This is a genomic window from Streptomyces lydicus, assembly GCF_000717345.1.
Taxonomy (GTDB): Bacteria; Actinomycetota; Actinomycetes; order Streptomycetales; family Streptomycetaceae; genus Streptomyces; species Streptomyces lydicus.
Window position 1 is genome coordinate 169332 of sequence record NZ_JNZA01000010.1, and the last position, 26391, is coordinate 195722.

Here is a 26391-nt window from a genome sequence, read left to right on the forward strand (position 1 = left end):
CACGCGGCCGCCCGGACGGCGGTTTTCCGCCGCTTTCCCGCACGGTGCCGGGCGTCGCGGGCCCGGCACGACTCGAAAGACCCGCCCTAGGCGTGGCAGGCCATCGGCACCCCGCCGTTCATCGCCGTCATGTCGCCGAAGCCCGCCAGCGGGTCGAGCGGCGCGCCCGGTTCCCGGCCGTCCAGCTCCGCGTACGCCCGGTGCAGGTTCGCCACCAGCCGCTCGCTCTCGGCCAGCTCCGCGAACGCGCCGAGATCCGCCTCCCGGGCCACCTCCAGCGGCGTCCGGCCGGCCGCCCGGCCCTCCTGCGCCAGCCGGCCGACGAACTCCAGATAGCGCTCGATGCCGTCGTACACCTCCGGGCCGGTCACCGGCCCGTGCCCCGGGACGACGGTCGTCGCGTCCAGCGAACGCAGCAGCCGCAGCGCCCGCAGCGACCCGGAGACCGACCCCATGAAGACGAACGGCGTCCCGCCGTGGAAGACCAGGTCGCCGGTGAACACCACGCGCCGCTCGGGCAGCCACACGATGGTGTCCCCGGTCGTGTGTGCCACGCCCGGGTGGATCAGCCGCACCTCGATGTCCCCGACGTGCAGCGTGAGTTCGCGGTCGTAGGTGACGGTCGGCGGGGTCAGCCGGATGTCGCCGTACTCCACCTCGGGCCACACCGCGTGCAGCTGGTGCCCGGCGTCCAGCAGTTCCCGTCGGCAGGCGGTGTGCCCGATGACCGTGGCTTCCGGCGCGAAGACGCCGTTGCCGTAGGTGTGGTCGCCGTGGTGGTGGGTGTTGACCACCGTACGGGGTACCGGCGCGCCGCTCTCCGCGATCCGGCGGCGCAGCAGCCGCGCCCGGCGCTCGGTGGCGGCGGTGTCCACCACGAGGGTGGCGTCCCCGTCGGTGACGAAACCGGCGTTGTTCAGGCACCAGCCGCCGTCCGGCTGGATGAACGCATGGACGCCGGCGGCGAGTTCGGTCAGATACGGCTCGTCCACGGCCGGTGCGGTCGGGTCGCCCATGCGGTGTGGTCCCCTTCGGTGATGGCACGTCACGGCCCGCCGGGGGGCCGGTCCTTGGTCGCTTCCCCTCGTCACAGGGGTCGCGTCACGGTACCGCCGCCGGGCGCCGGGCCGGCCGCCGGGCCCGCCGCCGGCGCCCGTACGAACCACGGTCGGTGCCCGTACGCGCCGCGCTCAGTGCCCCGTACGCGCCACGATCAGCGCACCGCACAGCGCCAGCGCGAGCGTGCAGCCGGCCAGCAGCAGCGCGGTCCGCGCCGGCAGGCCCGCCGGGCGGCCGCCGGCCATGGCCCGCATCCGGTGGTGCGACAACGCCAGGAACGCCAGCCACAGCACCCCCGTCAGCACCGCCAGCGCCACCTCCGCCGGGCCCGGCCGCCCGCTCCGCAGCAGCTGCCGGCCGGCCAGCACCGCCACCACCGTCGCGGACAGCGTGGTGCGCCGCCAGGCCAGCCTGGTCCGCTCCGGCTGGAGACCCGGGTCCCGGTCGGACGCCGGACGAGGTCCCCCCGCGCCCGGCCGCGCGCCGCCCGCCATCGGTCAGCCGGTCCAGCCCAGCAGCACCAGCACCACCACCGCCACCGCCAGCGCCCCGACGGCCAGCGCCAGCGCCGTGGGGAAGCGGGACACCGGCAGGTCCTCGCCGCGCCGCATCGCCCGTTCGCAGCGCACCCAGTGGTTGACCGCCCGCAGCGCGCACAGCGCCCCGCCGACCAGCAGCGCGAGGGTGAAGGCCAGCCGCACCCCCGGGTGCAGCCGGGGCAGGAACTGGTCCACCGCGAACCCGCCGCCGACCAGCGCCAGCCCGGTGCGCAGCCAGGCGAGGAAGGTGCGCTCGTTGGCGAGCGAGAAGCGGTAGTCGGGGGTGGCGCCCTCCTCGCGGATCCGCGCGGGCGACAACCACAGCCGTACGGCCGCGACGGCCGACCGCAGTCCGTCGGTGAGGATCATGGCCGAAACCCTATCCGGCGGGCCCGCGCCGGGCCCGCCCGCCTCAGAACTCCCCCGCCTCCCGCCGGGCGAGCAGCTCCCGGTAGGCGGCCGTCCCGTCCGGTGTCCACGGCCACTCGTCCAGCCGCCGGATCAGCTCCTCCTCGGGCAGGAACGCGTGCCAGTCGATCTCCGCCTCCTGCGGGGCCACCGGCAGCGTGCAGCGCACCTGGTACACCGCGGACCACCAGGTGTGCTCGGCCGTCTCGTAGAGGAACTTGAACAGCGGCTCGGGCTGCGCCAGCCCCTGCACGCCCAGCTCCTCCTCGGCCTCGCGCAGCGCCGCCCGGTCGTAGCTCTCGCCGGCGCCGACCACCCCGCCGACGAACATGTCGTAGTGCGAGGGGAAGACCAGCTTGTTCGGGGTGCGGCGGTGCACGAAGATCCGGTCCTCGGCGTCCCGGACCAGGATGAAGGCAGCGCGGGTGCGCATCCGGCGGGCGTAGGTCTCGCCGCGCGGGGCCTGCCCGACGACCTGATCGTTCTCGTCGACGACGTCGAGGATCTCGTCCGCGTTGAGCGGTTGCTGATCGGTCATGGGGCCATGCAACCACCAGCGGCCCCGGCGGCACCCGCCGGGGCCGGCGCACACCGGCCCGCCGAATACGCCCGGACGGCGCAGCGCCCGCGGGGCCGTACGGGGGAGCGCGAACGACCGGCCCGGCCCGCGTCAGTGCGGCTGGAGCTCCCGTACGTCCTCGGTCCGGCCGGCCCCCGGCGGCATCGCCGGGTGCGTGCCGATCAGCACGATGCCCGCGACCACCGCCACGATCCCGGCCACCTCCCAGGCCAGCGCCCCGGCCGTCACCTGGAGCCGGTCGCCGAGGAAGCCCACCCCGCACAGGATCCCGGCCAGCGGCTGGGCCGCGGTCAGCGCGGGCAGCGACAGCCGCAGCGGCGCCGACTCGAAGGCGCTCTGCACCATGACCAGCGCCAGCACCCCGAGCACGACGATGGCGTACGGCTGCCAGCTGGAGAGCAGCGCCGACCAGCTGCCCTGGGCGAAGTGCTCACCGCTGATCCGGGTCAGCGCGTCCTGCAGCCCGTAGATCAGGCCGGCCGCCACGCCCAGCAGCGCGGCCTCCAGGCTCACGTGCACCCGCTCGCGCTTGGCGACGGCCGCCAGGGTCAGGGCGGTGCCCAGCACCAGCCCCATGATCAGCCACTGCCACAGATGATCGGTGCTGCGGGAGCCGCCCTGGGGGCGGCCGGCCACGATGAACGCCGTGACCCCGCCTGCCAGCAGCCACAGCCCGCCCCACCCGGTGCGGCCGAGCCGCTGCCGGGTCAGCCGCCGGGACAGCGCCATCGCGAACAGCAGATTGGTCGCCAGCAGTGGCTCCACCAGGGTGATGTCGCCCATGCCCAGCGCCACCGCGCCGAGCGCCATGCCGACCACCATCAGTCCGATGCCGGCCACCCACTGCGGCATCCGCACCAGGTCGAGCAGCAGCCGCAGGGACAGGTAGTCCTTCATCGGGGCCTGCTGGGCGGCGGCCTGCTGGAGGACGAAGCCGAGTCCCAGACAGCAGGCGGCGCCAAGGGCGAGCAGTATCACCGTCACGTCGCACACCTCGTATCGCGCGTGGGCGGGGGATGCGGCAGAGGATAGCCATCCGGCCGGGGATGTGGGGTGGCCGCGGTCACTGCCATTCTCCCGCGCGCCCCCGCGTACTGCGCGGTAATCAAACGGTTGACGCGGCAGGCGGGCGCGCTGAGGATCGTTCACCACGGCGGCCGGTGCGGGCCGCGGGCCCCGGTGAGGAGAAGCGGAAGATGGCGTACGACGCTGATGTGATCGTGATCGGAGCGGGGCTCGCGGGCCTGGCGGCCACCGCCGAGCTGGTGGACGCCGGACGCAAGGTGATCCTGCTCGACCAGGAGCCCGAGCAGTCCCTCGGCGGGCAGGCGCACTGGTCCTTCGGCGGCCTCTTCCTGGTGGACTCGCCCGAGCAGCGCCGGCTGCGGATCCGCGACAGCCACGCGCTGGCCTGGCAGGACTGGCTGGGCACGGCCGGCTTCGACCGCCCCGAGGACCGCTGGCCGCGCAGCTGGGCCGAGGCGTACGTCGACTTCGCGGCCGGGGAGAAGCGCTCCTGGCTGCACCGGCAGGGCGTCCGGTTCTTCCCGGTCGTCGGCTGGGCCGAGCGCGGCGGCTACGGGGCGACCGGGCACGGCAACTCCGTCCCGCGCTTCCACATCACCTGGGGCACCGGACCCGGCCTGGTCGCACCGTTCGAGCGCCGGGTACGGGCCGGGGCCGCCCGTGGCCTGGTGGACCTGCGCTTCCGCCACCGGGTCACCGGGCTCTCCCGCAGCGCCGGCAGCGTGGACACCGTCAGCGGTGAGATCCTCGAGCCCTCGGACGTCGAGCGCGGCAGGGCCAGCAGCCGCGAGGTGACCGGCGCCTTCGAGCTGCGGGCGCAGGCCGTGATCGTCACCTCGGGCGGGATCGGCGGCAACCACGACCTGGTGCGCGCCAACTGGCCCGAGCGGCTGGGCACACCCCCCGAGCGGATGCTGTCGGGCGTACCGGCGCACGTCGACGGCAAGATGCTGGGCATCGCCGAGGCCGCCGGCGGCCGGATCATCAACCGCGACCGGATGTGGCACTACACCGAGGGCATCGACAACTGGAACCCCATATGGCCGATGCACGGCATCCGCATCCTGTCGGGGCCCTCCCCGCTGTGGCTGGACGCCCGCGGCAACCGGCTGCCGGTGCCGCTGTTCCCCGGCTTCGACACCCTCGGCACCCTCGAACACATCATGCGGACCGGCCACGACCACACCTGGTTCGTGCTCACCCAAAAGATCATCGAGAAGGAGTTCACGCTCTCCGGATCCGAGCAGAACCCCGACCTGACCGGCAAGAGCGTCCGCGACGTGCTCGGCCGGGCCAGGGCGGGCGCCCCCGGCCCGGTGCAGGCGTTCATGGACCACGGCGCGGACTTCGTCGTCGAACGCTCGCTGACCGAACTCGTCCGGCGGATGAACGAGCTGACCGGGAAGCCCCTGATCGACGAGGCCGCGCTGCGCGACGAGATCGTCGCCCGGGACCGTGAGATCACCAACCCCTTCACCAAGGACCTCCAGGTGACCGCGGTGCGCGGGACCCGCAAGTACCTCGGCGACCGGCTGATCCGCACCGCGGCCCCGCACCGGCTGCTCGACCCGAAGGCCGGCCCGCTGATCGCCGTACGGCTCAACATCCTCACCCGCAAGACCCTCGGCGGCCTGGAGACCGACCTCAGCTCCCGGGTGCTGACCGACGGCGGCGCGCCGCTCCCGGGCGTCTACGCCGCGGGCGAGGCGGCCGGATTCGGCGGCGGCGGGGTGCACGGCTACCGCTCGCTGGAGGGCACCTTCCTCGGCGGCTGCCTCTTCTCCGGGCGCACCGCGGGCCGGGCGGCGGCGCGCGCGGTGGACTGAGGCCGAGCCGCCGGGCCGCGCCGCGGGCGGGCCCGGCGGACCCGCCGTGGGGCCCCGCGGGGGCGCGGCCCAATGCCGCGAAGCCGAACGGATGTTGGCGGATCCGGCCATTCCTCTTCCCGCCTTGACGCGGAGCTCTGCGGAGCGCTTTGCTGTCCGCGATGACTGGTGCGGAACCAGTCCGTCACCCTCTGCACAGGCGCGCACGGACCGGCCGCACCCCGAGGACGACGGTGCGGCGCACGGCCGCCGCGGCGCGCCATGGAGCCCCCTGACCCGTGATGTCGATATCCCCTTCGCCACCGCCGCCACCGGCCCTCCGGCGCGCCCGCCGCCCGGGGGCCCCGGCCCTCGCGCCGGCCCTGGACGACACCGAACTGGCCGTCGCCGCCGACGCGCTGGCACTCGGCCAGTGGGCCCGGGTGCGCACCCTGCTCGCCGGGACCGGCACGGACTGGGACCGGCGCGGCCACCGATTAACGGTCCTGGCCGCCTGCCCCGGCAGCGCCGCCTGGGCCGGCGACTGGCAGCTCGCCGAACCGGACAGCGGCGACGCCGCCACCCTCCTGGCCCTCGCCACCGTCCGCCGCGCCCTGCGTGGACGCACCACCACCGGCGACGCCGCCGCGGCCTGCGCCACCGCCGCCCGGATGCTGCCCGACGACCCCACCCCCTGGCTCGGCGCGCTGCTCCTCGCCCGCCGCGCCGGCACCCCCGACGAACGCGCCTACGCCTTCCACCAGATTCGCGCCCGCCACCCCGACCACCACCACGCCCACCACCTGATGACCGCCGCCCTCGCCGAGGAGCGGCCGGACGGCACCTGCGGCCCGCACCACCCCGCCCACGGCTTCGCCGCCCGGGCCGCCGAGCGCGCCCCCGCCGACTCGCCGCTCGCCCTGCTGCCCGTCGTCGCGCACGCCGAGCGCTACCGCGTACGGGCCCGCGCCGGGCTGGAGCCCCCCGACCCCGCGGACTCCGGCCACTGGGCCACCCGGCACGCCCACGCCGTCCAGCGGGCCGCCTTCGACTGGTGGCTGGAATGGGAGGGCGAGGGCCACCCCCGCAGCAAGCTCGACATCAACTTCCTCGCCCACGCCACGTTCCACCAGGGGCGGCTGGCCGAGGCCGCCACCCTCTTCCAGCGCATCGGCCCGCACGCCACCCGCGCGCCGTGGTCGTACGCGGGCCGCGACGCGGAGGGCGCGTTCCAGGCTGCCCGCGAGGCCGCCCTGGGCGGGGACCACGACCGGGACGACGACCGGCGCGAACCCGGCTGATGACGAAAGTCTGACGCCGGGGCCCGGACACTGGCCCCCGGGCCCCCGCGGTGTTCGAATCGAAGGGTGACCAAGGAAGCGAATCCGGCCGGCGCGCCGGACCACGGCGCGGGCGCGGACGGCAGCGGCACCCCCGTCGGCCGCCGGGTGGTGCTCGGCATGCTCGCCGCCGGCGCCGCGGGCGTCGCCGCGGCCCCGTTCCTCCAGCGCGCCTGGGACGACACCCTCGGCGCCGCCGCACAGCAGGACCCCACCGGCCTCTCCGGGCTGCTCCCGGGCGGCGGCGGCTTCCGCTACTACTCGGTGACCGGCCCCGTACCGGACCGGGACGAGCGCACCTACCGCCTCACCGTCGACGGCCTGGTGCGCCACCGGGCCGCGTACCGCCTCGCCGACCTGCGCGCGCTGCCGCAGACCCGGGTCGTGCGCGACGTCCAGTGCGTCACCGGCTGGCGGGTGCCGCACACCCCCTTCGAGGGGGTACGGCTCTCCGCCCTCCTCGACGCCGCCGGCGTCCGTCCCGAGGCCAAGGCCGTCCGCTTCACCTGCTTCGACGGCGCCTACAGCGAATCCCTCACCCTCGAACAGGCCCGCCGCGACGACGTCCTGGTCGCGCTGCGGATGCAGGACGCGCCGCTCGCCCACGCCCACGGCGGGCCGGTGCGCCTCTACGTCGCACCCATGTACTTCTACAAGTCGGCGAAGTGGCTCTCCGGCATCACCGTCACCGACCACGTCCTGCCCGGATACTGGGAGAACCTCGGATATGACGTCGACGCCTGGGTCGGCCGGTCGAACGGACGCGACGATGCCCCGACCACCTGAGCCCCCGGCCGGCCGCCCCCGGGTGCCGCGCTTCACCCCCGCCGAACACCGGGTGCACCGCGCCACCGCCGTCCTGATGGCCGTCTGCGTGCTCACCGCGGCTTGCCTGTATCTGCCCTTCCTCGCCGAACTCGTCGGCCGCCGCGCCCTGATGGTCGCCGTCCACGAGTGGTCCGGCATCCTGCTGCCCGTCCCCCTGCTGCTCGGCCTCGCCTCCCGCGCGCTCCGCACCGACCTGCGCCACCTCAACCGCTTCGGCCCGCACGACCGCCGGTGGCTGCGCGCCGCGCTGCGCCGCCGCGGGGACCGCCCGGCCGGGAAGTTCAACGCCGGGCAGAAGCTCTACGCCGCCTGGATCGCCGGCGCGGTCCTGGTGATGGCCGCCACCGGCCTGCTGATGTGGTTCACCCACCTGGCGCCCCTGGTGTGGCGGACCGGCGCCACCTTCGTCCACGACTGGCTCGCCCTCACCGTGATCGTGGTGATCGCCGGCCATGTCTGGAAGGCGTACGCCGACCCCGAGTCCCGCCGCGGGATGCGCACCGGGTCGGTGGACGCCGGGTGGGCCGCCCGCGAGCACCCGCTGTGGGAGCACGAGGACAAGGCCCGGTAACCGCGGGGGAGTTGCCGGGGGAGCGGTCCGGAAAAATTGCAGAGGTTTCTCTGCAGAGAAGGCTGTGCAGAGAGTTCTCTGCACCTCTATGCTCCTCTCCATGACCGCCTCCTCCGGGCCCGACCCGGCGCGCCCCGACCCGTCCGCCGCCCCTCCCGTCCGCCGCATGGACGCCCGCAGCCTGCGCGCTCTCGCCCACCCGCTGCGGATGCGCATCCTGGACCTGCTGACCCTCGACGGGCCCGACACCGCCACCGGACTCGCCCGCCGTCTCGGCGAGAACACCGGCACCGTCAGCTGGCACCTGCGCCACCTCGCCGACCACGGCTTCATCGAGGAGGACACCGGGCGCGGCACCCGGCGCGAACGCTGGTGGCGGGCGGTGCGGGTGGCCCGCCGCCTCGACACCAACGACTTCCGCCACGACCCCGACATCCGCGGCGCCCTGTCGGTCTACCTGCACGAAACCGTCCAGCGGGACTTCGAGCAGGTCACCACCTACCTAGCCGAGGACTGGGACGAGGAGTGGCGCGACGCCGGCACCCTCTCCCGCTGGCAGGACCTGCGCCTGACCCCGGAACAACTCGCCGCCCTCAACGCCGAGCTGGAGGCCGTCGTCGTCCGGCACCGGGCGGCCGCCCGAAGCGGGACCGCCGCCGATGCCGGCGACGCCCGGCCCGTCCTCGTCCAGCTCCAGTCCTTCCCCCGCAAGCAGAGGGACGCGAGATGAGCGGACTCCTGCGCCGCCACCGCGACTTCCGGCTGCTGTGGTGCGGCGAGACCGCCGGCAAATTCGGCGCGGCGGTCACCAACGTGGCGATGCCGCTGGTGGCGGTCGCCACCCTGCACGCCTCCACCTTCGCGGTCGGCCTGCTCAGCGCCTGCGGCTGGCTGCCCTGGCTGCTGATCGGCCTCCCGGTCGGGGTGTGGGTGGACCGGCTGCGCCGCCGCCCCCTGATGCTGGCCGCCGCCGCGGTGTCGCTGGTGCTGTTCGCCGCCGTACCGGTCCTGGCCCGGACCGGCGGGCTGAGCCTCGGCCTGCTGATCGCCGTGGCGCTGCTGACCGGTGCCGCCGCGGTGGTCTTCCAGACCGCCTACAGCGCCTATCTCCCCACCCTGCTCGCGCCCGCCGACCGGGCCGAGGGCAACGCCAAGCTGCACGGCAGCGCCTCCGCCGCGCAGATCGCCGGCCAGGGCGCGGCCGGCCTCCTCGCCCAACTGGCGGGCGCCGTCAACGGCTTGCTCGCCAACGCCGCCACCTTCCTCGTCGCGCTGCTCTGCCTGCTCGGCATCCGCCACCGCGAGCCCCGCCCCGAGGCCCGGGACGGGGCGCCGCGCGCGCTGCGCCGGGAGGTCGCCGAGGGCCTGCGGCTGGTCGCCGACGACGTCTGGTTCCGTACGATGACGCTCTTCGGCGCCGCCTCCAACCTCGCCCTCATGGGATACCAGTCCCTCGCCGCGGTCTTCCTGGTCCGCGAGGTGGGACTGCCCGCCGGAGCGGTCGGCGGACTGCTGGCGCTGGCGAGCACGGGCGGCATCGCGGGCGCCTTCGCGGCACGCCGCACCGCCGCCCGCCTCGGCACCGCCCGCGCCATGCTGGTCTTCGAACTCGGCGTCCCCTTCCTGGCGTTGCTCATCCCGCTCACCACGTCCGGCGCCGGGGCGCTGCTCTACGTCGCCGGCAGCTTCGGCGTCAGCGCGGGAGTGGTGGCCGGCAACATCCTCAAGGTCAGCTTCCAGCAGTCCTACTGCCCACCGCCCCTGCTCGGCCGGCTGATCGCCAGCAGCGCCTTCCTCAACTACGGCACCCTGCCGCTGGGTGCGCTGCTCGGCGGCGCGCTGGGCTCCGCCCTGGGCATCCGCACCGCCATGTGGATCATGACGGCCGGTGTTCCGCTCGCCGCCCTGATCCTGCTGTTCTCGCCGGTCCGCACCGTCCGCGAACTGCCCGCACGCCGTACGGAACCGGGCCCGGGAGCCGAACGGGATCAGGCCGTCGGCGACCCCGTCTGAGGCTCCGTCCGCGGCTGCGCCGACGGCAGCGTCACCTCGAAGCGGCAACCCGCCCCGGTGTTCCGGACCGTCGCCCGGCCCTCATGGGCCTCCACGATGCCGCGGACGATCGCGAGGCCCAGACCCGCCCCGCCCTCGCCGTCCGCCCGCGGCGTGCGCGCGCTGCCGCCCCGCCAGCCGGTGTCGAAGACCCGCGCCAGGTCCCCGGGCGGGATGCCGCCGCAGCCGTCCTCCACCGCCAGCACCACCCGGCCCTCCTCGTCCCGTGCGCTGACCGCGACGGTGCCGTCGGCCGGCGTCGCCCGGATCGCGTTGACCAGCAGATTGCCCAGGACCCGGGTGATCTGCTGGGCGTCCACCCGCACCGGCAGCGGCACCACCCCGCCGTCCACCAGCCGCACCCCGCTCGCCCGCGCCAGCGGCCGGGCACCGGCCAGCGCGTCGTCCACCAGGTCGTAGACCGACACCCGCGAGAAGGTCAGCGCCAGCGCACCGGCCTGGATGCGGGCCAGTTCGAAGAGGTCGTCGACCATCGCGGCCAGCCGGTCCACCTCGATCCGCATCCGCGAGTGGTACCGCGCGGTGTCCTCGGCGACCCCGTCCTCCAGCGCCTCGGCCATCGCCCGCAGCCCGGCCAGCGGCGTCCGCAGATCGTGCGAGATCCCGGCGATCAGCTCCCGCCGGGAGGCGTCCAGCGCCCGCTCCCGCTCCCGCGCCTCGGCGAGGTGCGCGCTGGTCTCCTCCAACGCCTGTGCCAGTGCGGACAGTTCGGCCGTCGGCGGTTCGGCGGGCGCCACGAAGCCGCCCTCGCTGCCGACCGTACGGGCCGAGCGCGCCAGCTCCCGGCTGCCCGCCGCGATCCGCCGCCCGAAGAGCAGCGCGGCGGCCAGCGACACCACGCCGGACACCGCGACCACGGCCATCACCACGCCCAGGTCGTGCCCGGACAGGAACATCGCCTGGGCGACCGCCACCGTGCCCGCCGCCATCGCGGCCACCGCCAGCGCCGCCACCGCGAACAGCGACAGCGCGACCGAGCGCCGCCGCAGCGCCCGGACCGCGGGCGCGGCGAGCAGCCCCGCCAGCGCCGCGCCCAGCGCCGCGAGCGCCACGATGACCAGGAAGTCCGTCATGTTCCGTCGCCTTCCCAGGGTGTTCCGCCGCCGGCCGGCGCCTCGTCCCCCGACGGGTCGAAGCGGTAGCCGGCGCCCCAGACCGTCGTCACCAGCCGGGGCGCGGCCGGGTCCGTCTCGATCTTCTCGCGCAGCCGCCGGACGTGCACGGTCACCGTCGACAGGTCGCCGAACTCCCACCCCCACACCCGGTGCAGCAGCTCCTCGCGGGAGAACACCCGCCCAGGGTGGCGCATCAGGAAGACCAGCAGGTCGAACTCGCGGGCGGTCAGGGAGAGCTGGCGCCCGGCGCGGTCGGCCCGCCGGCCGCCCGGGTCGGCGGTGAGGGAGCCGGCCCGCAGCACGGGGGAGGGGGCCGCGGCCGGCGGCGCGGCCTCCGCGCGGCGCAGCACCGAGCCGATCCGCAGCACCAGCTCCCGCGGACTGAACGGCTTGGTCACGTAGTCGTCCGCGCCCAGCTCCAGGCCGAGGATGCGATCCGCCTCCTCGCCGCGCGCCGTCAGCATCACCACCGGAACGGCAAGGCCGTCCTCCGTGCGGCGCAGCCTGCGGCACACCTCCAGGCCGTCCAGGCCCGGCAGCATCAGGTCGAGCACGACCAGGTGCGGGCGGAACGCGGCGGCCCGGTCCAGCGCGGCGAAGCCGTCGGCGGCGTGCTCGGTGGCGTAGCCGGCGCGCGAGAGGTAGCCGGTGACGACCTCGGCGACGGTCGGGTCGTCCTCGACGACGAGGACGCGGCGCGGCGGCCCGGGCGCGGCGGCGGACGGGTCGGCGGGGGGCGGCGGTGGTCGGTGCACGGGATCAGCGTGCCCGGCCCGGAGGATACGTCATGTTCCCAGCCAACACCAGCGGCCGCCGCCGCGGGTACCCCGGCCCGCGTCCGTAAGACTCCGGTAACCGGACCGGACCGGGCGGCGCCGTCACCGGGTGGTGCCGTCAGTGCGGAAGCGGGCGTCCGGGTCAGCCCTCCAGGCCCTCCCGTACGCGCCGCGACACGGTGATCGCGTACAGGTCGAGCACCCCCGGCGGCTCCGCCAGGCCGGGGCCGCCGGCGCGGATCCAGGCGGCGATGTCGGCCAGCGCGTCGTCGTCGTTGACCAGTCCCAGCCAGACCGGGCGGCCGCCCGCGGCGCGGCCCGCCGCCGACGGCTGCACCACGACCACGTTCGCCTGGTCGCAGACGTCCAGGCACTCCGACGCCCGCACCGGCGCCGCCCCGTCCAGCGCCGCCCGCAGCCGGGGTATCTGCCCGGTGTGGTCGACGCCCGGGATCTTGGCCGCATCGCCGCAGCAGCAGCCGCGGCACACGGTGACCCGGCACGGGGCCTCGGTGGTGGCCGGCCGGCCGGCACGCTTGTTGATCATCCGGCCCATGCTACGCGGGCCCCCGGACCGGCCCCACGCCGCGCTCCCCGCCCCGGCCCGCGCCGCCCGTCACCGCCCCCGCCGCGAAATCCGGACCCCGCCGGCGGAATAGGTGCGTACCCCAACTGGATAGAGATCCGGGCATGTCCCTTACCGAGTCCCACCCCCAGCCCGGCGCCGCGGCGCGCCGCGAGATACCCGGCCCGGCCGGCCTGCCCGTCCTCGGCTCGATGTTAGAACTGCGGCGCGACTCGCTCGCCACCTTCCTCGGCGCCCAGCGCGAACACGGCGACGTGATCCGCCTGGAGGCCGGACCGCCCGGGCTGCGCAGCGTCTTCCACGCCCTCTTCGCCCCCGAGGGCGTACAGCAGGTCCTCGCCTCCCAGGCCGCCAACTTCCGCAAGGACCACCCGCTGTACGAGGAGGTCCGGCAGTCCTTCGGCAACGGCCTGCTCACCAGCCAGGACGCCGACTACCTCCGCCAACGACGGCTGGTGCAGCCGCTGTTCACCAAGCGCCGGGTGGACGGCTACGCCTCGGCGGTGACCGCCGAGGCCGGCACCCTCGCCGACCGCTGGCACACCGCCCGGGACCACACCGTCGACCTCGTCCCCGAGATGAACCGGCTCGCGCTGCGCACCGTCTCCCGGATCCTCTTCGGCGTGGACGCCGAGCAGGCCGTGGCCGCCATCCACCGGTGCCTGCCGGTCATCAATGCCTACGTCGTCCAGCGCGCCTACGTACCCGTGAAGCTCCCGCGCCACTGGCCCACCCCCGCCAACCTGCGGGCCCGGGCCGCCACCGACGAGCTCAACGCCGTGTGCGACAGCGTCATCGCCGAACGCCGGGCGGCCGGCACGGACGTGGCGGAGGGCGACGATCTGCTGTCCCTGCTCTCCGCCGCCGGCAACGACGAGGACGGCTCGCTGGACGCCACCGAGATCCGCGAACAGGTCCTGATCTTCCTGCTCGCCGGGCACGAGACCACTGCAACCTCGCTGGCCTTCACCCTCCACCTCCTCGCCCGGCACCCCGACGAACAGGCCGCGGTGCGCGCGGAGATCGACCGGGTGCTGGCCGGCCGCACGCCCACCGCCGCGGACCTGGACCGGCTGCCGTACCTGACCCAGGCGCTCAAGGAGGCCATGCGGCTGTACCCGGCGGCGCCGGTCGTCAGCCGCCGCGCCGTCGAGGCCACCGAGATCGGCGGGTACCGCATCCCGGCCGGCGCCGACGTGGTCGTCTCGCCCTGGGTGACGCACCGCAACCCGGCGCTGTGGCCGGACCCGGAGCGCTTCGACCCCGGCCGCTTCGCACCCGAGCGGGAGGCCGAACGGCACCGCTACGCCTGGTTCCCGTTCGGCGGCGGCCCGCGCGCCTGCATCGGCCAGCACTTCTCGATGCTGGAGTCGGTGCTGGCGCTGGCGGTGCTGCTGCGCGCGTACGAGCTGGAGGCGGTGGACGAGGACGTGCCGGTCGCCGCCGGGATCACCCTGCAGGCCACCGGTCCGGCCCGGGTACGGCTGCGCCCGCGCGCCGGGTCCGGCGGGGGAGCGGGGGAGTAGACCGGAAGACCGCACGACCGGGGCGCCGCGCCGGGCCGACCACCGGCCCGGCCAAACGCAACGAAAATAGCGTTTGCTTTTCGGTGGCGCCCCCCGTACCGTCATTCCCGGTCCCATTGCCGCCGATCGGAGAAGGCCGTTGCTCGTCTGAGGTCCGCAAGACACCGCGCCCGCGCATGCCCGGCATCGCGCGGCGTCGTCCGCGACCTCGGCGTACCCCCACGGCGTACCCCGGCGCACCCGGCGTTCCCGCGGTGTCTCCTGCGCAAGCCCCCCGCACACCTGCCACGCGCACCCAGGAGACCCCTGTGTCAAAGACACCCCCGTCCGCCTCCCTCGCCACCCCCGGCGGCCCCGCCTCCGTCGTCTGCACCGGACTCGGCTTCGACTGGCCCGACGGCACCCCCGTCCTCGACGGCTTCCACCTCGCCGTCGGCCCCGGCCGGACCGGCCTCATCGGCCTCAACGGATCAGGAAAATCAACCCTGTTGAAGCTGATCGCGGGCGAACTGACACCCACCACGGGCAGCGTCAAGGTCGCCGGCGAGGTCGGCTACCTCCCGCAGCACGCCCCGCTCGACACCCACCTCCGCGTCGACGAAGCCCTCGGCATCGCCGCCGCCCGCACCGCCCTGCACGCCATCGAGAACGGCGACGCGAGCGAGGAACACTTCACCGCCGTCGGCGACGACTGGGACGTCGAGGAACGCGCCCGCGCCACCCTCGACCAGCTCGGCCTGCCCGGCATCGACCTCGACCGCACCATCGGCGAGATCTCCGGCGGCGAGTCCGTCCTCCTCCGGCTGGCCGCCCTGCTGCTGCGCCGCCCCGACGTCCTGCTGCTCGACGAACCCACCAACAATCTCGACCGGGCCGCCCGGCAACGCCTCCACACCGCCGTCAGCAGCTGGTCCGGAGTGCTCGTCGTGGTCAGCCACGACCGCGAACTCCTCCAGCTCGTCGACCGGATCGCCGACCTCCGCGACGGCGAGATCCACTGGTACGGCGGCAACTTCAGCGCCTACGAACAGGCCCTCGCCGTCGAACAGGAGGCGGCCGAGCGCATGATGCGGGTCGCCGAGGCCGACGTCCAGCGCCAGAAGCGCGAACTGGCCGACGCCCACGTCAAACTGGCCCGCCGGGTCCGCTACGGCAACAAGATGAACGCCAACAAGCGCGAACCCAAGATCGTCATGAATGAACGCAAGAGGGAGGCCCAGGTCTCCGCCGGCAAACACCGCACCCTGCACACCGAACGCCTCAAGGAAGCCAGGGAACGCCTCGACGAAGCCACCGAAGCGGTCCGGGACGACGACGAGATCCGCATCGACCTGCCGCACACCGCTGTACCACCGGGCCGCACCGTCCTGACCCTTGACGCCCTGCGGACCCGCTACGGCGTCCGCGCCGACCTGGAGGTGCGCGGACCCGAACGGATCGCGCTGACCGGCCGCAACGGCTCCGGCAAGACCACCCTGCTGCGGACCGTCGCCGGTGAGGTCCCACCGGACGCCGGCACGGCCCACGTGCACGTCCCGCACCGCTTCCTGCCGCAGCGCCTGGACGTCCTCGACGACACCCTGACCGTCGTCGAGAACGTCGCCCGGCACGCCCCGGACGCCACCAACAACCACATCCGGGCCCGCCTCGCCCGCTTCCTCTTCAAGGGCGCCCGCGCCGACCAGCAGGCCGGCACGCTCTCCGGCGGCGAACGCTTCCGCGCCTCGCTCGCCGCGCTGATGCTCGCCGAACCGGCCCCGCAACTGCTGATGCTCGACGAACCGACGAACAACCTCGACATGGCGTCGGTCCGCCGGCTGGTCACCGCCCTGGAGTCCTACGAGGGCGCGCTGCTGGTCGTCAGCCACGACCTGCCGTTCCTGCGGGACCTCGGCATCACCCGCTGGCTCGCCGTGGAGGACGGTGAACTGACCGGCATCGAACCGCTGTAGCCGCCCGCGACCGGCCGGCGGGGACGGAACACCCCGCCGGCCGGACCGTCAGCGCCCGGCGAACAGCGCCAGACTCTCCCCGCACTGCGAATGCAGCGGCGCCGGCAACTCCCCGAGCCCGCACCACGCGAGCGCATCGAACTTGTGCGGCTCACCGATCCGCACCGCGTCCGGATCCACCCGCACGGCGAACACCACCGCCACCCAGTGCGAGGTGACCGGATCGCCGCGCAGCACATTGCGCACCCCCAGCCGCTCCACGCCCAGCGGCCGGACGCCGTACTCCTCGTACACCTCCCGGTCCACCGCCGCCTCGAAGGACTCACCGAACTCCAGCGCCCCGGCGCCGCAGTCCCAACTGCCCGGCTCGTCCCGCGCCCCGGCGCTCCGCCGCGCCAGCAGCACCCGCCCCGCGCCGTCATGGCACACGAAGACACACGACACCTTGGGCTGCCGCACCACTGTGCTCACCCGCCCCACCCCTCTCGCTCAGAAGTGCCGCAGCAGGTCGCCGAACGCCGCCAGCCGCAGCACCTTCTCGTCGCCCGGATCGAGCTCGCCGTGCTCCAGCACCCACGTGTGGTCGTTCGGGATGAACACCGCGTTGAGGCCCGCCGCACGGGCCGGCAGGATGTCCGACTTCGGGGAGTTGCCGATCATCCACACCGACGACGGCACCAGGTCGTAGGAGCGGATCAGCTCCTCGTACGTACCGACGTTCTTCTCCGCCACGACGTGCACCGCCCGGAAGTGCCCGGTCAGCCCGGACACCGCCACCTTCCGCTGCTGCTCCTCGGTGTCCCCCTTGGTCAGCAGCAGCAACTCGTGCCGCCGCGCCAGCTCCGCCAGCGTCTCGGCGACCCCCGGGATCAGCTCCACCCGGCCCCCGTCGAAGGCCGCCGCCCACCCGGCGATGCGCGCCGTCTCCGCCGCCGTCGCCGCCCGCCCCCGCAGCCGCTGCACACACTCCCCGAGACTGTGCAGGAAAACCTTGCTGCCGTACCCGAGCGTCACCGCGTGCGCCGCCTCGATCCCGTCCAGCACCGCCCGCACCGCGCTCCGGTCCCCGCCGGGCGGAGTCATCCACTCCAGGAACTCGTCGATGACCCGCTCAAAGATCACGTTGTTCTCCCACAACGTGTCATCCGCGTCAAAAATCAGCATCTGCCGGCCAGCCCTCTCCCCGCACTCCCATGACCAGCGCACCCTACGCACGCGCCCCGCCCCGACGCACCGCAAATTCCGCGGGCCGGCCGCCGGCCCGGCGGCTCACCACCACTTGACGTACGACCCACCGGTACGACGCCCCGACCGCAGGAAGCGGTTGGCGGCCTCGAAGTCCACAGCAGAAAGAACGACGCCGCGGCGACCGCCACCCCCACTCATGACGAACGACCACACCCCGCCGTCCCACAGTCCCGGATCCACGCCACACCACGCCGACACCAGATCCGCCAGGAACAGCACCACCTACCGCCACCACCAGCGACGCCAGCTGCACCGCACTGTCGAACACCGCCTCGACGGCCTCCAGCGCCGGCCCCATCGGCCCCGGCTCCTCCGCCCGCCGCACCAGCGACAGCCCGGCCTCGCAGACCACGTCCGGATCACGGCTCAGCCACGTGAACAGCGACCGCACCGCCTCCACGGCCGCCTCATCCGCACCGGCCGTGACGCCCTCCCGACCCACCTCGATACGAACCCGCACGCCGCCGCCCCCGCCGCCGTTCCCCCCCCGCCCCGAGCCCGCCCGGAAGCGCCTCCTGAGCCCGCACGAGGCGCTCCTCAGCCCGCCGGGGCCGTCAGCACAGGCGCCACGCGTGACCCAGGTCTCCCGATCAGGCCATCGTGTCCGCCGGCCACGCCGCCAACCGCAGCCGGCTCTCGAACCGCAGCGCCCGCCCGTCGACCGGATCGGTGAACTCCAGCACCCTGGCCAGCAGTTGCAGCGGCGCCCCGAAATCCTCCGGCTCCATCGATCCGCCCGCAGCGTCCCCCGGACCCGGATACAGCGGATCGTTCAGGATCGGCAGCCCCAGCGAATTCATGTGCACCCGCAGCTGATGCGTCCGCCCCGTCACCGGCCGCAGCCGGTAACGCGCCAGCCCGCCCCGCCGCCCGACCCGCTCGATCCGGCTCTCCGCATTGACCTCGCCGGGCACCTCCCGTGCCGCCGGCACCCCCCGCTCCTTCACGATCCGGCTGCGCACCGTCACCGGCAGCGCCACCGCCCCGTCGTACCGCGCCACCGCCTCGTACTCCTTACGCACCTGCCGCGCGGCGAACAGCCCCTGGTACGCACCCCGGTCCCCGGGCCGTACGACGAACAGCGCCAGCCCCGCCGTCAGCCGGTCCAGCCGGTGCGCGGGCTGCAGCGCCGGCAACCCGAGCTCCCGCCGCAGCCGCGCCAAAGCAGTCTCCGTGACATGCCGCCCACGCGGCGTCGTCGCCAGGAAATGCGGCTTGTCGACGACCACGATCCGCTCGTCCCGATGGACGATCCCCACCTCGAACGGAACCCGCGGCTCCGGCACGAAATCCCGGTGGAACCACACATGGCGCCCGGCCCCGTACGGCTCGTCCCCGCTCAGCACCCCGTCCGCCCCCACGAACCGCCCCGCGGCCAGCATCTCCGTCACCCGCCCGCCCCCGATCGCCCCCGCGAACCGGTCGACCAGATGCTCACCGACCGTGCCCCACACGCCCTCCGGATCGGCCGGCAGCCGCACCCGTACGGGATCGATCCCGTCACGCTGGGGCAGCGGGGCGGGCGGCACGGCGGATCTGCGTCTCATGCGGGCAAGCGAACCTCGGTCGGGCGGCGGCCACAAGCCACACCGCGGACAGAACCGGTCAGACCGGAAAGGAAGGCGGGCCGGACCGGACAAGCCCGGAAAACCACCAGCGCCCGCCCGGCCGGAGCCGAGACGGGCGCTGATTCAAAAGTGTCCGAGGGGGGACTTGAACCCCCACGCCCGATAAAGGGCACTAGCACCTCAAGCTAGCGCGTCTGCCATTCCGCCACCCGGACAAGGTGTCTGCCGTTCGGCCTGGGCCGTTCCGACGTGGAAAACAATAGCAAACCTTCGAGGGTGGTCGATCACCCGCACGCCAGGCCGAGCCCGACGCTGTGACCAGCGCATGTCGGGAGTATTGCGGCCTTGGGGACCGACCGGCCCCGGGTGGAGGATGGCGGTGGACCCCCGCCGCGCAGCGCCCCTCACGGCGCGCGACGCGGCCGCGAACCAAGAGGAGGCACTGTGAGCGAGCTCCGCGAGCGAACGAGCGAAAGGTGCGAGCCCCGCGCATGCGGCGCCGAGCGAAGCGAGGTCGAGGCATGAGCGAGTCACAGTCGGCCCGCACGGTCACCGGCGAGGACGAGGTCGTCGACCTGTGCCGGGACCTGATCAGGATCGACACCAGCAATTACGGCGACCACTCGGGCCCCGGCGAACGCGCCGCCGCCGAGTACGTCGCCGAGAAGCTCGCCGAGGTCGGCCTGGAACCCAAGATCTTCGAGTCCCACAAGGGCCGCGCCTCGACCGTCGCCCGCATCGAGGGCGAGGACCGCTCCCGGCCCGCGCTGCTCATCCACGGGCACACCGACGTCGTCCCCGCGAACGCCGACGACTGGACGCACCACCCCTTCTCCGGGGAGATCGCCGACGGCTGCGTCTGGGGCCGCGGCGCGGTCGACATGAAGGACATGGACGCGATGACGCTGGCCGTCGTCCGCGACCGGCTGCGCACCGGGCGTAAGCCCCCGCGCGACATCGTCCTGGCGTTCCTCGCCGACGAGGAGGCGGGCGGCACCTACGGCGCGCGCTACCTGGTCGACAACCACCCGGAGCTCTTCGAGGGGGTGACCGAGGCGATCAGCGAGGTCGGCGGCTTCTCCTTCACCGTCAACGAGCAGCTGCGGCTCTACCTGATCGAGACGGCCCAGAAGGGCATGCACTGGATGAAGCTGACGGTGGACGGCTCGGCCGGCCACGGCTCCATGATCCACCGGGACAACGCGATCACCGAACTCTCCGAGGCCGTCGCCCGGCTGGGCCGTCACGAGTTCCCGGTACGGGTGACCAAGACGCTCCGGGTCTTCCTGGACGAGCTCGGCGACGCGCTGGGCACCGAGCTCGACCCGGAGAACATGGACGACACGCTGGCCAAACTCGGCGGCATCGCCAAACTGATCGGCGCGTCCCTGAAGAACACCGCCAACCCCACGCAGCTGGGCGCCGGATACAAGGTCAACGTGATCCCCGGCCAGGCCACGGCCCACGTCGACGGCCGCTTCCTGCCCGGCTACGAGGAGGAGTTCCTGGCCGACCTCGACCGGATCCTCGGGCCGCGCGTCAAGCGCGAGGACGTCCACGCCGACAAGGCACTGGAAACCACCTTCGACGGCGCCCTGGTGGAGGCGATGCAGTCGGCGCTCCAGGCCGAGGACCCGATCGCGCGCGCCGTGCCGTACATGCTCTCCGCCGGTACGGACGCCAAGTCCTTCGACGACCTCGGCATCCGCGGCTTCGGCTTCGCGCCGCTGAAGCTGCCGCCGGAACTGGACTTCGCCGGAATGTTCCACGGCGTCGACGAGCGAGTGCCGGTGGACGGACTGAAGTTCGGGGTGCGGGTGCTCGACCGTTTCATCGAACAGAGTTGAGCCACGGCGAACCTGAACCGGCGACAGAGCTGAATTCGGCGCGGATTTCCTGCCGTTCGCGCCGACTTCGCTGAAAAGAGTGAACGCCCCGATGTGTTCGTAGCTTCAACGGCCTATTCCTCGTTGCAGTGTGTGCGGTCCGCGGCTGGGATCGCATTTGCCTACAAGGAGGAAGAATGATCAAGAAGATCGTCGCTGCTGCGGCGGCGACCGGCGGGCTGCTGCTTGCCGGTGCAGGTCTGGCGACTGCCGACTCCGGCGCCCAGGGTGCCGCCGTGCACTCTCCCGGCGTCGTGTCCGGCAATGTCATCCAGGTGCCGGTGCACGTCCCGGTGAACGCCTGCGGCAACACGATCTCCGTGATCGGGCTGCTCAACCCCACCTTCGGCAACTACTGCGTCAACAAGTGACTTTCCGGTGACCTTTGGCGTTGTATCTGCACCCGTAAGGGTCTGATCCGGGTCGGCTCCGGAAATGCGTGCCATGCATTCCGGAGCCTCTGGGTATTTCGGTGGGCGGGTGGATCGTACGGTCCCCCGAGGGGGCCGCCACCCGCACGCATATTCCTGATAAGGCACTAGGCAGGGGAACAACCTATGAGACAGGTCGCAAGAAAGGGCCTGATCACCATGGCGGCAGCCAGCGGCGTACTCGTCGCGGCCGCCGGCTACGCATACGCGGATGCGGGGGCGGCCGGAGGCGCGGCCAACTCGCCCGGCGTGGGATCCGGCAACAACCTTCAAGTACCGCTCCACGTACCGGTGAACGCCTGCGGCAACACCGTCAATGTGGTCGGACTGCTCAACCCGGCGTTCGGCAATCACTGTGTCAACGACGGTGGTGGCCGGCACCACGCCGGCGGAGCGCACGGCGGCGGGCACCACCAGGGTGGCGGGCACCACGGCGGCGCCAACGCCGCCGGCGGTACCGCGAACTCGCCAGGCGTCGGCTCGGGCAACAACGTCCAGGCCCCGGTCGACGTACCGGTCAACGCCTGCGGCAACACCGTTGACGTGGTCGGACTGCTCAACCCGGCCTTCGGCAACGGCTGCGCCAACGAGTCGCACGCCACCCCGGGGCACCCGCACCACCCGGGTCATCCGCACCATCCGGGGCACCCCCATCACCCGGGGAAGCCCCACCACCCCGGGAAGCCCCACCACCCGGGCAAGCCCGAGCACCCGGGTAAGCCGCACCACCCGGGTACGGGTCACCACCCGGGCAAGCCGCACCACCCGGGTACGGGGCACCAGCCCCACAACCCGGGCCAGCAGGGGAACCCCGGAACGCGGCCGCAGCCCGCTCCGCACACCCCGGCCGTCACGCCCCCGAAGCCGGCCGGGCAGCAGCTCGCGCACACCGGCGCCGGGGCGATCGGCTACGCGGTCCCGGCCAGCGCCGGCCTCCTCCTCGGAGGAGCCGTGCTCTACCGCCGGAGCCGCGCCGCCCGCCGCTGACCGACCGCGGTGACCCACCGCGGTGGCCACGCCAACGGCACCCGGATCCGTCCCCGCCCACCGTCTCCACGCAGCGAAATCCGCATCGGAAACGGAAACGGAAACGGATCCATGCTCACCGTCCGCCACTGAACAACAGCGGACCGCACAACGGTGCACCGGCACACGGACAAAACCCGGTTCGCCGAGGCACCATGGAGCGGGCCCCGTAGCTACGGGGCCCGCTCTGCTGCGCTCATCCCTCGCCCCCCGACGGCTCTCACCCCCCGGTGACCCTCACCACGTGGCGCGGAGCTGGCGGATGATCCGGCGACGCAACCGCACCTTGCGGCTACCGTCCGGATTCAGGCGCAGGCGGTCCAACTCCCAGTGTCCGTACTCGGCATGGTCGGTCAGCAGGCGTGTGGTGGCCTTCCGGGAGACTCCCCGAGGCACATACACATCGCAGAATTCGTATTCCGGCATCGCATCTATTGTGCGGGACCGGCCCCGGTACGGATAGCGTCTGCACTATGTCTGATGCTGCGCAGCCCTCCGCTGCCGAGGTACGTGCCGCCGCCGAGGCGGTAAAAGCCGCACTGGACCGTCACCTCGACGCGGTCGAACGCCGCTCGGGGCAGGACGATCCGGCCGTCTACGCCGCGTTCGACGAGCTCGCCGCGGCGGCTGAGGTCTATGACGAGCTGCTCTACGACACCTACGACGAAGTCACCCCCTTCGAGATCCCCGGAAGCGACTCGCTACCCGCCTACGCCGGCCCGGAGGAGCCGAGCGCGCTGAGCGTACTGATCCGGCGCGACTACACCGTCGCCGAACCGCAGCGCCTGCTGCATCAGGCCCAGCGCATCGCCGACCTCGACCCGGACGCCGCCGACGAGGCCGTGGGCAACGGCGCCGAACGCACCGACGCGGCCGCCGTGGTCGGCAGCAGCGTGCACGCGGCGCTCGGCGTCCTCTTCGGCGAGTTCGAACCCGACGAGATCGCCTCCCGGCACAAGGAGTTCGGCCTGGAAGAGGGCGACTCCACGCTCTGGGTCGCTGCCGCCGACGAGCCGGCCGAACCGGGCGAGTGGCTGTCCGCCCCCTTCGACCAGGCCGACCCCCAGCGGGTGGTCTGCCGCTTCGACGTCAGCGCGGTCTTCGACGAGGAACTCGACGGCGACGACGACGCCCTCGAACGCCTCGACCGAGAACGCTGACCCACCGGGGCGGCCCGACGCTCGACAGCCTCGACAGCGAGGTCGAGGCGGCCCTCGGTCTGCGGCTCTGGGGCCCGGGGGCCCCGTTCCCCGGGGGTCCCGTTCCGCGGCTCGGGGAGAGGGACCTCGGTCGGCGGCTTCGGGACGGGGACCCCGTTCGGCGGCTTGAGAGCGGTGGCCCCGGCTGGCGGCTGGGGCTCGTGGCCGGTGGCCGGGGCGGGTGGCAGGGGCGGGAGGGGTCCCGCTTCGCTCCCCGTTGTCCAGAGCGGCCGTTGGGGTGTGTTCCCGTTCCACACTCCCCGCGCCCAGCTGGCTGGGACGCGCGGGACGGTCGGCGGGTGGTGGGGCCCGTGCGTCGCCTTTGGCCTTACGGGTGGTCGGGCCTGTGGGTGGCATTGGACGTCGGGGGCGTCGGGGCCTCGGGGTGTTGGGGCCTGGCAGTGGGCTCTGGCGGCGGGGTGGCGTCGCCTGTGGGGGGCTGGTGGTTGGTTTGTGTGGGGCCGCGTCCATGCGTAGGTGACTGCTTGGGCGCGGCCTTGTTTGCGTTCGCTGGGGTGTGGCCTTGCTGCCTTGCTCGGCCGCGTGCACTCGTTCTTATACGGCAACGATTACGGAGAGTTATTGGTTCCGTGGTTGCCGTTACTTTCTGTGGTTACTGGGTGGGGTCCGGGGCGGTGGCGGTGGAGTGGAGTTGGAGGAGGGTGCGGAGGCGGGTGGTGCGGGGCTTGACGGGGACGTCGGTGACGGCCTGGGCGAGGGCCTGGTCGACGCCCTGGACCACTGAGAGGTGGCGTTCGCCGCGGCTGAACGCGGTGTAGACCCAGGAGCGCGTCAGGCCGGCGGTCGCGTCGCCGGGGAGCACGACCACCGCGGCCGGCCAGCGCGTGCCGGCGGCCTGGTGGGCGGTGAGGGCCCAGGCGTGGCGTACGGCGCCGTCGGCGACCTGGTCGCGAGGTACCACGTGGGCGGTGCCGTCGCAGGTGAGGTGCAGCCCTTCGGCGTCTGCGCCGGTGACGGTGCCGGGCAGCGTACGGCCGGGTGCGGGGGTGTAGGCGACGCGGTCGCCGGGGTCGAAGCCGCCGAAGCGTCCGGGACCAGGGTTGAGCCGCTCCTTGAGGGCGGTGTTCAGTGCGCGGGTGCCGGCGGCGCCGCCGTGGCCGACGGTGATGACCTGGGTCTGGTCGGCGGGGACACCGAGCGCCCGGGGTACGGAGTCGGCGACGAGCTGGACCGTGCGGTGCACGGCCTCGCCGGCGTCCCGGACCGGGACGATCACGACTTCCTTGCCGGGCGCCTCGACCTGGCTCAGTTCGCCGATGCCGATGCCCGACACCAGCTCGCCGATCGGGCCGAAGTCCGGCGTGCGGGAGGCGACCTGGGGGCAGAAGCGGGCCGCGAGGAGGTCGGCGAAGAGGCGGCCGGGGCCCGCCGACCACAGGACGCCCGGGTCGCCGCTGAGGACCAGCCTCGTGCCGTCGGCCAGCGACTCGACGAGCAGCGCCGCGGTCTCCAGGTCCAGTTGCGGGGCGTCCAGCACGACCAGCAGGTCGAGCGCGAGTGCGCCGTCCGCGTCCCGGCCGGGGCCCTCCTGGCCGGAGAGCAGGCCGGAGACGGTCACGGCGGGGGCGGAGGCGGTGGGCGGGGTGCCGGGGGTGGGTTCGGAGTGCGGGGTGGTTTCGGTGAGGTGGGTGGCCAGGCGTTGGCGGCCGTTCGCGGTGTGGGTGGCGCCGTAGGCCCGTAGGCCCAGCGAGCGGGCGGCGGCGATCAGCGCGGCGGGCTCGGCGCGAGCCGCCTCGGCGCCGGTGTGTGCCACCAGGCTGCTGTCCGCGACGGCGCGGATCAGTTCGGCGGCGGACGGCGAGGGAGCGGCGGCCGCTGCGGCCTCCCAGTCGGCGGGGGAGGGGCGCGGGGCGAGGGGGGAGCTTTTCTCCTCGTCCGCCGGCGTCATGGCGGCCATGGCGGCAGTTGCGGCCGTTGCGTCCTCTGCCGGCGCCGTTTCGCCCGTCGGTTCTTCTGCCGGCCGTTCCGATTCGTCGGGCTCCCCGTCGGCTGCCCCATCGGTGGCCGAGGTGGTCCCGTCCGTGGCCGAGGTGGTCCCGTCCGTGCCGGGTGTGTCCTGGTCCGGGGCGGAGGTCGCCTGTTCCGCTGCGGGCGCGCCGGGGTCCGGGGCGGGCGTCGCCTCGTCGGTCGGCGGGGTGGTGTCCTGCGGCGAGGGGGTTTCCGGGGCTTCGGCTTCCGGTGCTTCGTCCGGGGCGGGGGATTCGTGTGCTTCGAAGGTGTTGAGGAGGCGGGCGAGGCCGTCGGCGACGCTTTCCTCGGCCATGGCGAAGCGGTCCAGGCCGAGCAGGATCCGGACCGGGGTTTCGGTGTCCTCGTCGTCGTCCTGGGTGGGGCGTGCCCGGCCCGGCTCCTCGATCGCGTCCTGGAAGACCAGGACCGCTCCCTCCGCGATGGCGGTCTGCAGGGCGTCGTCGGGGTCGGGCACCGAGCGCTGGGCGAGCGCGGTGCGCAGGGCGGCGGCCTCCAGGGCGGAGTGGCCCGCGACGGCGGCCTGTTCCAGCAGCCAGCCGACCAGTGCCTGGGCGCGTCGTTCGTCACCCGGCCCGGCCGCGGCGCCCAGCAGGGCGCGGGCGAAGCCGTCGGCCTGCTCGGGGCGCACACCGGGGACGCCGAGGAGCTGCCAGGGGTCTTCCCGCAGCGTTTCGGCGGCGCGCTCTCCGAGCGTCTCGGTGGCCTTCTCCGCCAGCGACTCGGGTGCGCCGCCCGCCGCGAGGATCTGCCGTACGCCGTCGAGGCCGGGGGCGGTCGGGCCGGTGGGCATGGCGGAGGGGGGCGCGGGTGCGGCTGGAGGGGCGGCGGTGGCGGCGGACGGCGGGCCGGCGGGGGAG

The 26391-nt window shown here is 73.9% G+C and carries 26 protein-coding genes, 1 tRNA gene and 1 pseudogene; 12 read left to right on the forward strand and 16 right to left on the reverse strand.

The features are described 5' to 3' along the window. Positions 1-86: 86 nt before the first annotated feature. The 5 genes from OO62_RS11720 to OO62_RS11740 form a co-directional block, all read right to left on the reverse strand. Entirely contained in the window at positions 87-1016 is a 930-nt protein-coding gene (locus OO62_RS11720) for an MBL fold metallo-hydrolase (RefSeq protein ID WP_033267255.1), read from the reverse strand. Positions 1017-1190: 174 nt separating this feature from the next. After that, positions 1191-1553 carry a DUF202 domain-containing protein gene (locus tag OO62_RS11725; RefSeq protein ID WP_033267256.1) on the reverse strand — a complete coding sequence of 121 codons (363 nt, stop codon included), beginning with the start codon at positions 1551-1553 and terminating at the stop codon, positions 1191-1193. 3 nt (positions 1554-1556) lie between these two features. Further along, positions 1557-1967, reverse strand: a complete 411-nt coding sequence (locus OO62_RS11730; protein WP_051733006.1) for a YidH family protein — start codon at positions 1965-1967, stop codon at positions 1557-1559. Positions 1968-2010: 43 nt separating this feature from the next. Next, complete coding sequence (locus OO62_RS11735; protein ID WP_033267257.1) at positions 2011-2544, reverse strand: NUDIX hydrolase; 534 nt, start codon at positions 2542-2544, stop codon at positions 2011-2013. A 132-nt stretch (positions 2545-2676) separates the two neighbouring features. Next, complete coding sequence (locus tag OO62_RS11740) at positions 2677-3570, reverse strand: DMT family transporter (RefSeq protein ID WP_033267258.1); 894 nt, start codon at positions 3568-3570, stop codon at positions 2677-2679. Positions 3571-3782: 212 nt separating this feature from the next. On the opposite strand from OO62_RS11740, the gene OO62_RS11745 reads away from it, so the two are divergent. The 6 genes from OO62_RS11745 (at position 3783) to OO62_RS11770 (ending at position 10169) form a co-directional block, all read left to right on the forward strand. Then, complete coding sequence (locus OO62_RS11745) at positions 3783-5438, forward strand: FAD-binding dehydrogenase (RefSeq protein ID WP_033267296.1); 1656 nt, start codon at positions 3783-3785, stop codon at positions 5436-5438. Positions 5439-5719: 281 nt separating this feature from the next. Further along, positions 5720-6718: a hypothetical protein gene (locus OO62_RS11750; protein WP_051733007.1), complete on the forward strand. Its 999-nt coding sequence runs from the start codon at positions 5720-5722 to the stop codon at positions 6716-6718. Between the two features lie 66 nt (positions 6719-6784). Next, complete coding sequence (locus tag OO62_RS11755; RefSeq protein ID WP_033267259.1) at positions 6785-7543, forward strand: molybdopterin-dependent oxidoreductase; 759 nt, start codon at positions 6785-6787, stop codon at positions 7541-7543. After that, positions 7527-8156 (forward strand): cytochrome b/b6 domain-containing protein, encoded by a 630-nt coding sequence (locus tag OO62_RS11760; protein WP_078617120.1) that lies wholly within the window; start codon positions 7527-7529, stop codon positions 8154-8156. Before OO62_RS11755 ends, OO62_RS11760 begins: the two co-directional genes overlap by 17 nt. A 166-nt stretch (positions 8157-8322) precedes the next feature. Next, positions 8323-8886, forward strand: coding sequence for a winged helix-turn-helix domain-containing protein (locus OO62_RS11765; protein WP_078617126.1), 564 nt, complete (start codon positions 8323-8325; stop codon positions 8884-8886). Then, positions 8883-10169 (forward strand): MFS transporter, encoded by a 1287-nt coding sequence (locus tag OO62_RS11770; protein ID WP_051733008.1) that lies wholly within the window; start codon positions 8883-8885, stop codon positions 10167-10169. Before OO62_RS11765 ends, OO62_RS11770 begins: the two co-directional genes overlap by 4 nt. Here OO62_RS11770 and OO62_RS11775 read toward each other — a convergent pair. The 3 genes from OO62_RS11775 to OO62_RS11785 form a co-directional block, all read right to left on the reverse strand. Next, positions 10145-11302 carry a sensor histidine kinase gene (locus OO62_RS11775; RefSeq protein ID WP_033267260.1) on the reverse strand — a complete coding sequence of 386 codons (1158 nt, stop codon included), beginning with the start codon at positions 11300-11302 and terminating at the stop codon, positions 10145-10147. The two genes, OO62_RS11770 and OO62_RS11775, sit on opposite strands and share 25 nt — an antisense overlap. Next, positions 11299-12099 (reverse strand): response regulator transcription factor, encoded by an 801-nt coding sequence (locus OO62_RS11780; RefSeq protein WP_051733009.1) that lies wholly within the window; start codon positions 12097-12099, stop codon positions 11299-11301. The genes OO62_RS11775 and OO62_RS11780 overlap by 4 nt, the downstream gene beginning before the upstream one ends. Positions 12100-12262: 163 nt before the next feature. Then, positions 12263-12667, reverse strand: coding sequence for a hypothetical protein (locus tag OO62_RS11785; protein ID WP_106974841.1), 405 nt, complete (start codon positions 12665-12667; stop codon positions 12263-12265). A 143-nt stretch (positions 12668-12810) separates the two neighbouring features. On the opposite strand from OO62_RS11785, the gene OO62_RS11790 reads away from it, so the two are divergent. Beyond that, positions 12811-14232 carry a cytochrome P450 gene (locus tag OO62_RS11790; protein ID WP_033267262.1) on the forward strand — a complete coding sequence of 474 codons (1422 nt, stop codon included), beginning with the start codon at positions 12811-12813 and terminating at the stop codon, positions 14230-14232. 308 nt (positions 14233-14540) lie between these two features. Further along, complete coding sequence (locus OO62_RS11795) at positions 14541-16184, forward strand: ABC-F family ATP-binding cassette domain-containing protein (protein WP_033267263.1); 1644 nt, start codon at positions 14541-14543, stop codon at positions 16182-16184. A gap of 48 nt (positions 16185-16232) precedes the next feature. On the opposite strand, the gene OO62_RS11800 is transcribed toward OO62_RS11795, so the two are convergent. From OO62_RS11800 to OO62_RS11815, 6 genes and pseudogenes are all read right to left on the reverse strand, one after another. Continuing rightward, the gene (locus tag OO62_RS11800) at positions 16233-16655 is read right to left on the reverse strand and encodes an NUDIX hydrolase (RefSeq protein WP_199838858.1); all 423 of its coding nucleotides are present in this window, start codon (positions 16653-16655) and stop codon (positions 16233-16235) included. An 18-nt stretch (positions 16656-16673) separates the two neighbouring features. Then, entirely contained in the window at positions 16674-17348 is a 675-nt protein-coding gene (locus OO62_RS11805; RefSeq protein WP_033267264.1) for an HAD family hydrolase, read from the reverse strand. 105 nt (positions 17349-17453) lie between these two features. After that, complete coding sequence (locus OO62_RS39560; protein ID WP_129323014.1) at positions 17454-17654, reverse strand: hypothetical protein; 201 nt, start codon at positions 17652-17654, stop codon at positions 17454-17456. Between the two features lie 13 nt (positions 17655-17667). Further along, positions 17668-17892 (reverse strand): annotated as a pseudogene (locus OO62_RS41685) (effector-associated constant component EACC1); the annotation flags it as partial. Positions 17893-18022: 130 nt separating this feature from the next. After that, positions 18023-18979 carry a pseudouridine synthase gene (locus OO62_RS11810; RefSeq protein ID WP_033267265.1) on the reverse strand — a complete coding sequence of 319 codons (957 nt, stop codon included), beginning with the start codon at positions 18977-18979 and terminating at the stop codon, positions 18023-18025. 151 nt (positions 18980-19130) lie between these two features. Beyond that, positions 19131-19215: transfer RNA gene (locus tag OO62_RS11815), tRNA-Leu, on the reverse strand. A 306-nt stretch (positions 19216-19521) separates the two neighbouring features. Between OO62_RS11815 and OO62_RS11820 the strand changes: the two genes are divergently transcribed. The 3 genes from OO62_RS11820 (at position 19522) to OO62_RS11830 (ending at position 22304) form a co-directional block, all read left to right on the forward strand. Then, on the forward strand, positions 19522-20847 hold the full coding sequence (locus tag OO62_RS11820; RefSeq protein WP_033267266.1) for a M20/M25/M40 family metallo-hydrolase: 1326 nt from the start codon (positions 19522-19524) through the stop codon (positions 20845-20847). Between the two features lie 176 nt (positions 20848-21023). Beyond that, positions 21024-21257: a chaplin ChpH gene (gene chpH, locus OO62_RS11825; protein WP_033267267.1), complete on the forward strand. Its 234-nt coding sequence runs from the start codon at positions 21024-21026 to the stop codon at positions 21255-21257. Between the two features lie 186 nt (positions 21258-21443). Beyond that, a complete protein-coding gene (locus tag OO62_RS11830; protein ID WP_033267268.1) occupies positions 21444-22304 on the forward strand; it encodes a chaplin in 861 nt (286 codons plus the stop codon). Between the two features lie 276 nt (positions 22305-22580). On the opposite strand, the gene OO62_RS37785 is transcribed toward OO62_RS11830, so the two are convergent. After that, the gene (locus tag OO62_RS37785; protein WP_030416245.1) at positions 22581-22769 is read right to left on the reverse strand and encodes a DUF5703 family protein; all 189 of its coding nucleotides are present in this window, start codon (positions 22767-22769) and stop codon (positions 22581-22583) included. A 47-nt stretch (positions 22770-22816) separates the two neighbouring features. On the opposite strand from OO62_RS37785, the gene OO62_RS11835 reads away from it, so the two are divergent. Beyond that, complete coding sequence (locus OO62_RS11835; protein WP_033267269.1) at positions 22817-23503, forward strand: hypothetical protein; 687 nt, start codon at positions 22817-22819, stop codon at positions 23501-23503. 652 nt (positions 23504-24155) lie between these two features. Here the strand turns inward: OO62_RS11835 and OO62_RS11840 are convergent. Then, a partial coding sequence (locus OO62_RS11840) for a helix-hairpin-helix domain-containing protein (RefSeq protein ID WP_037685039.1) occupies positions 24156-26391 on the reverse strand: 2236 nt, incomplete at its 5' end.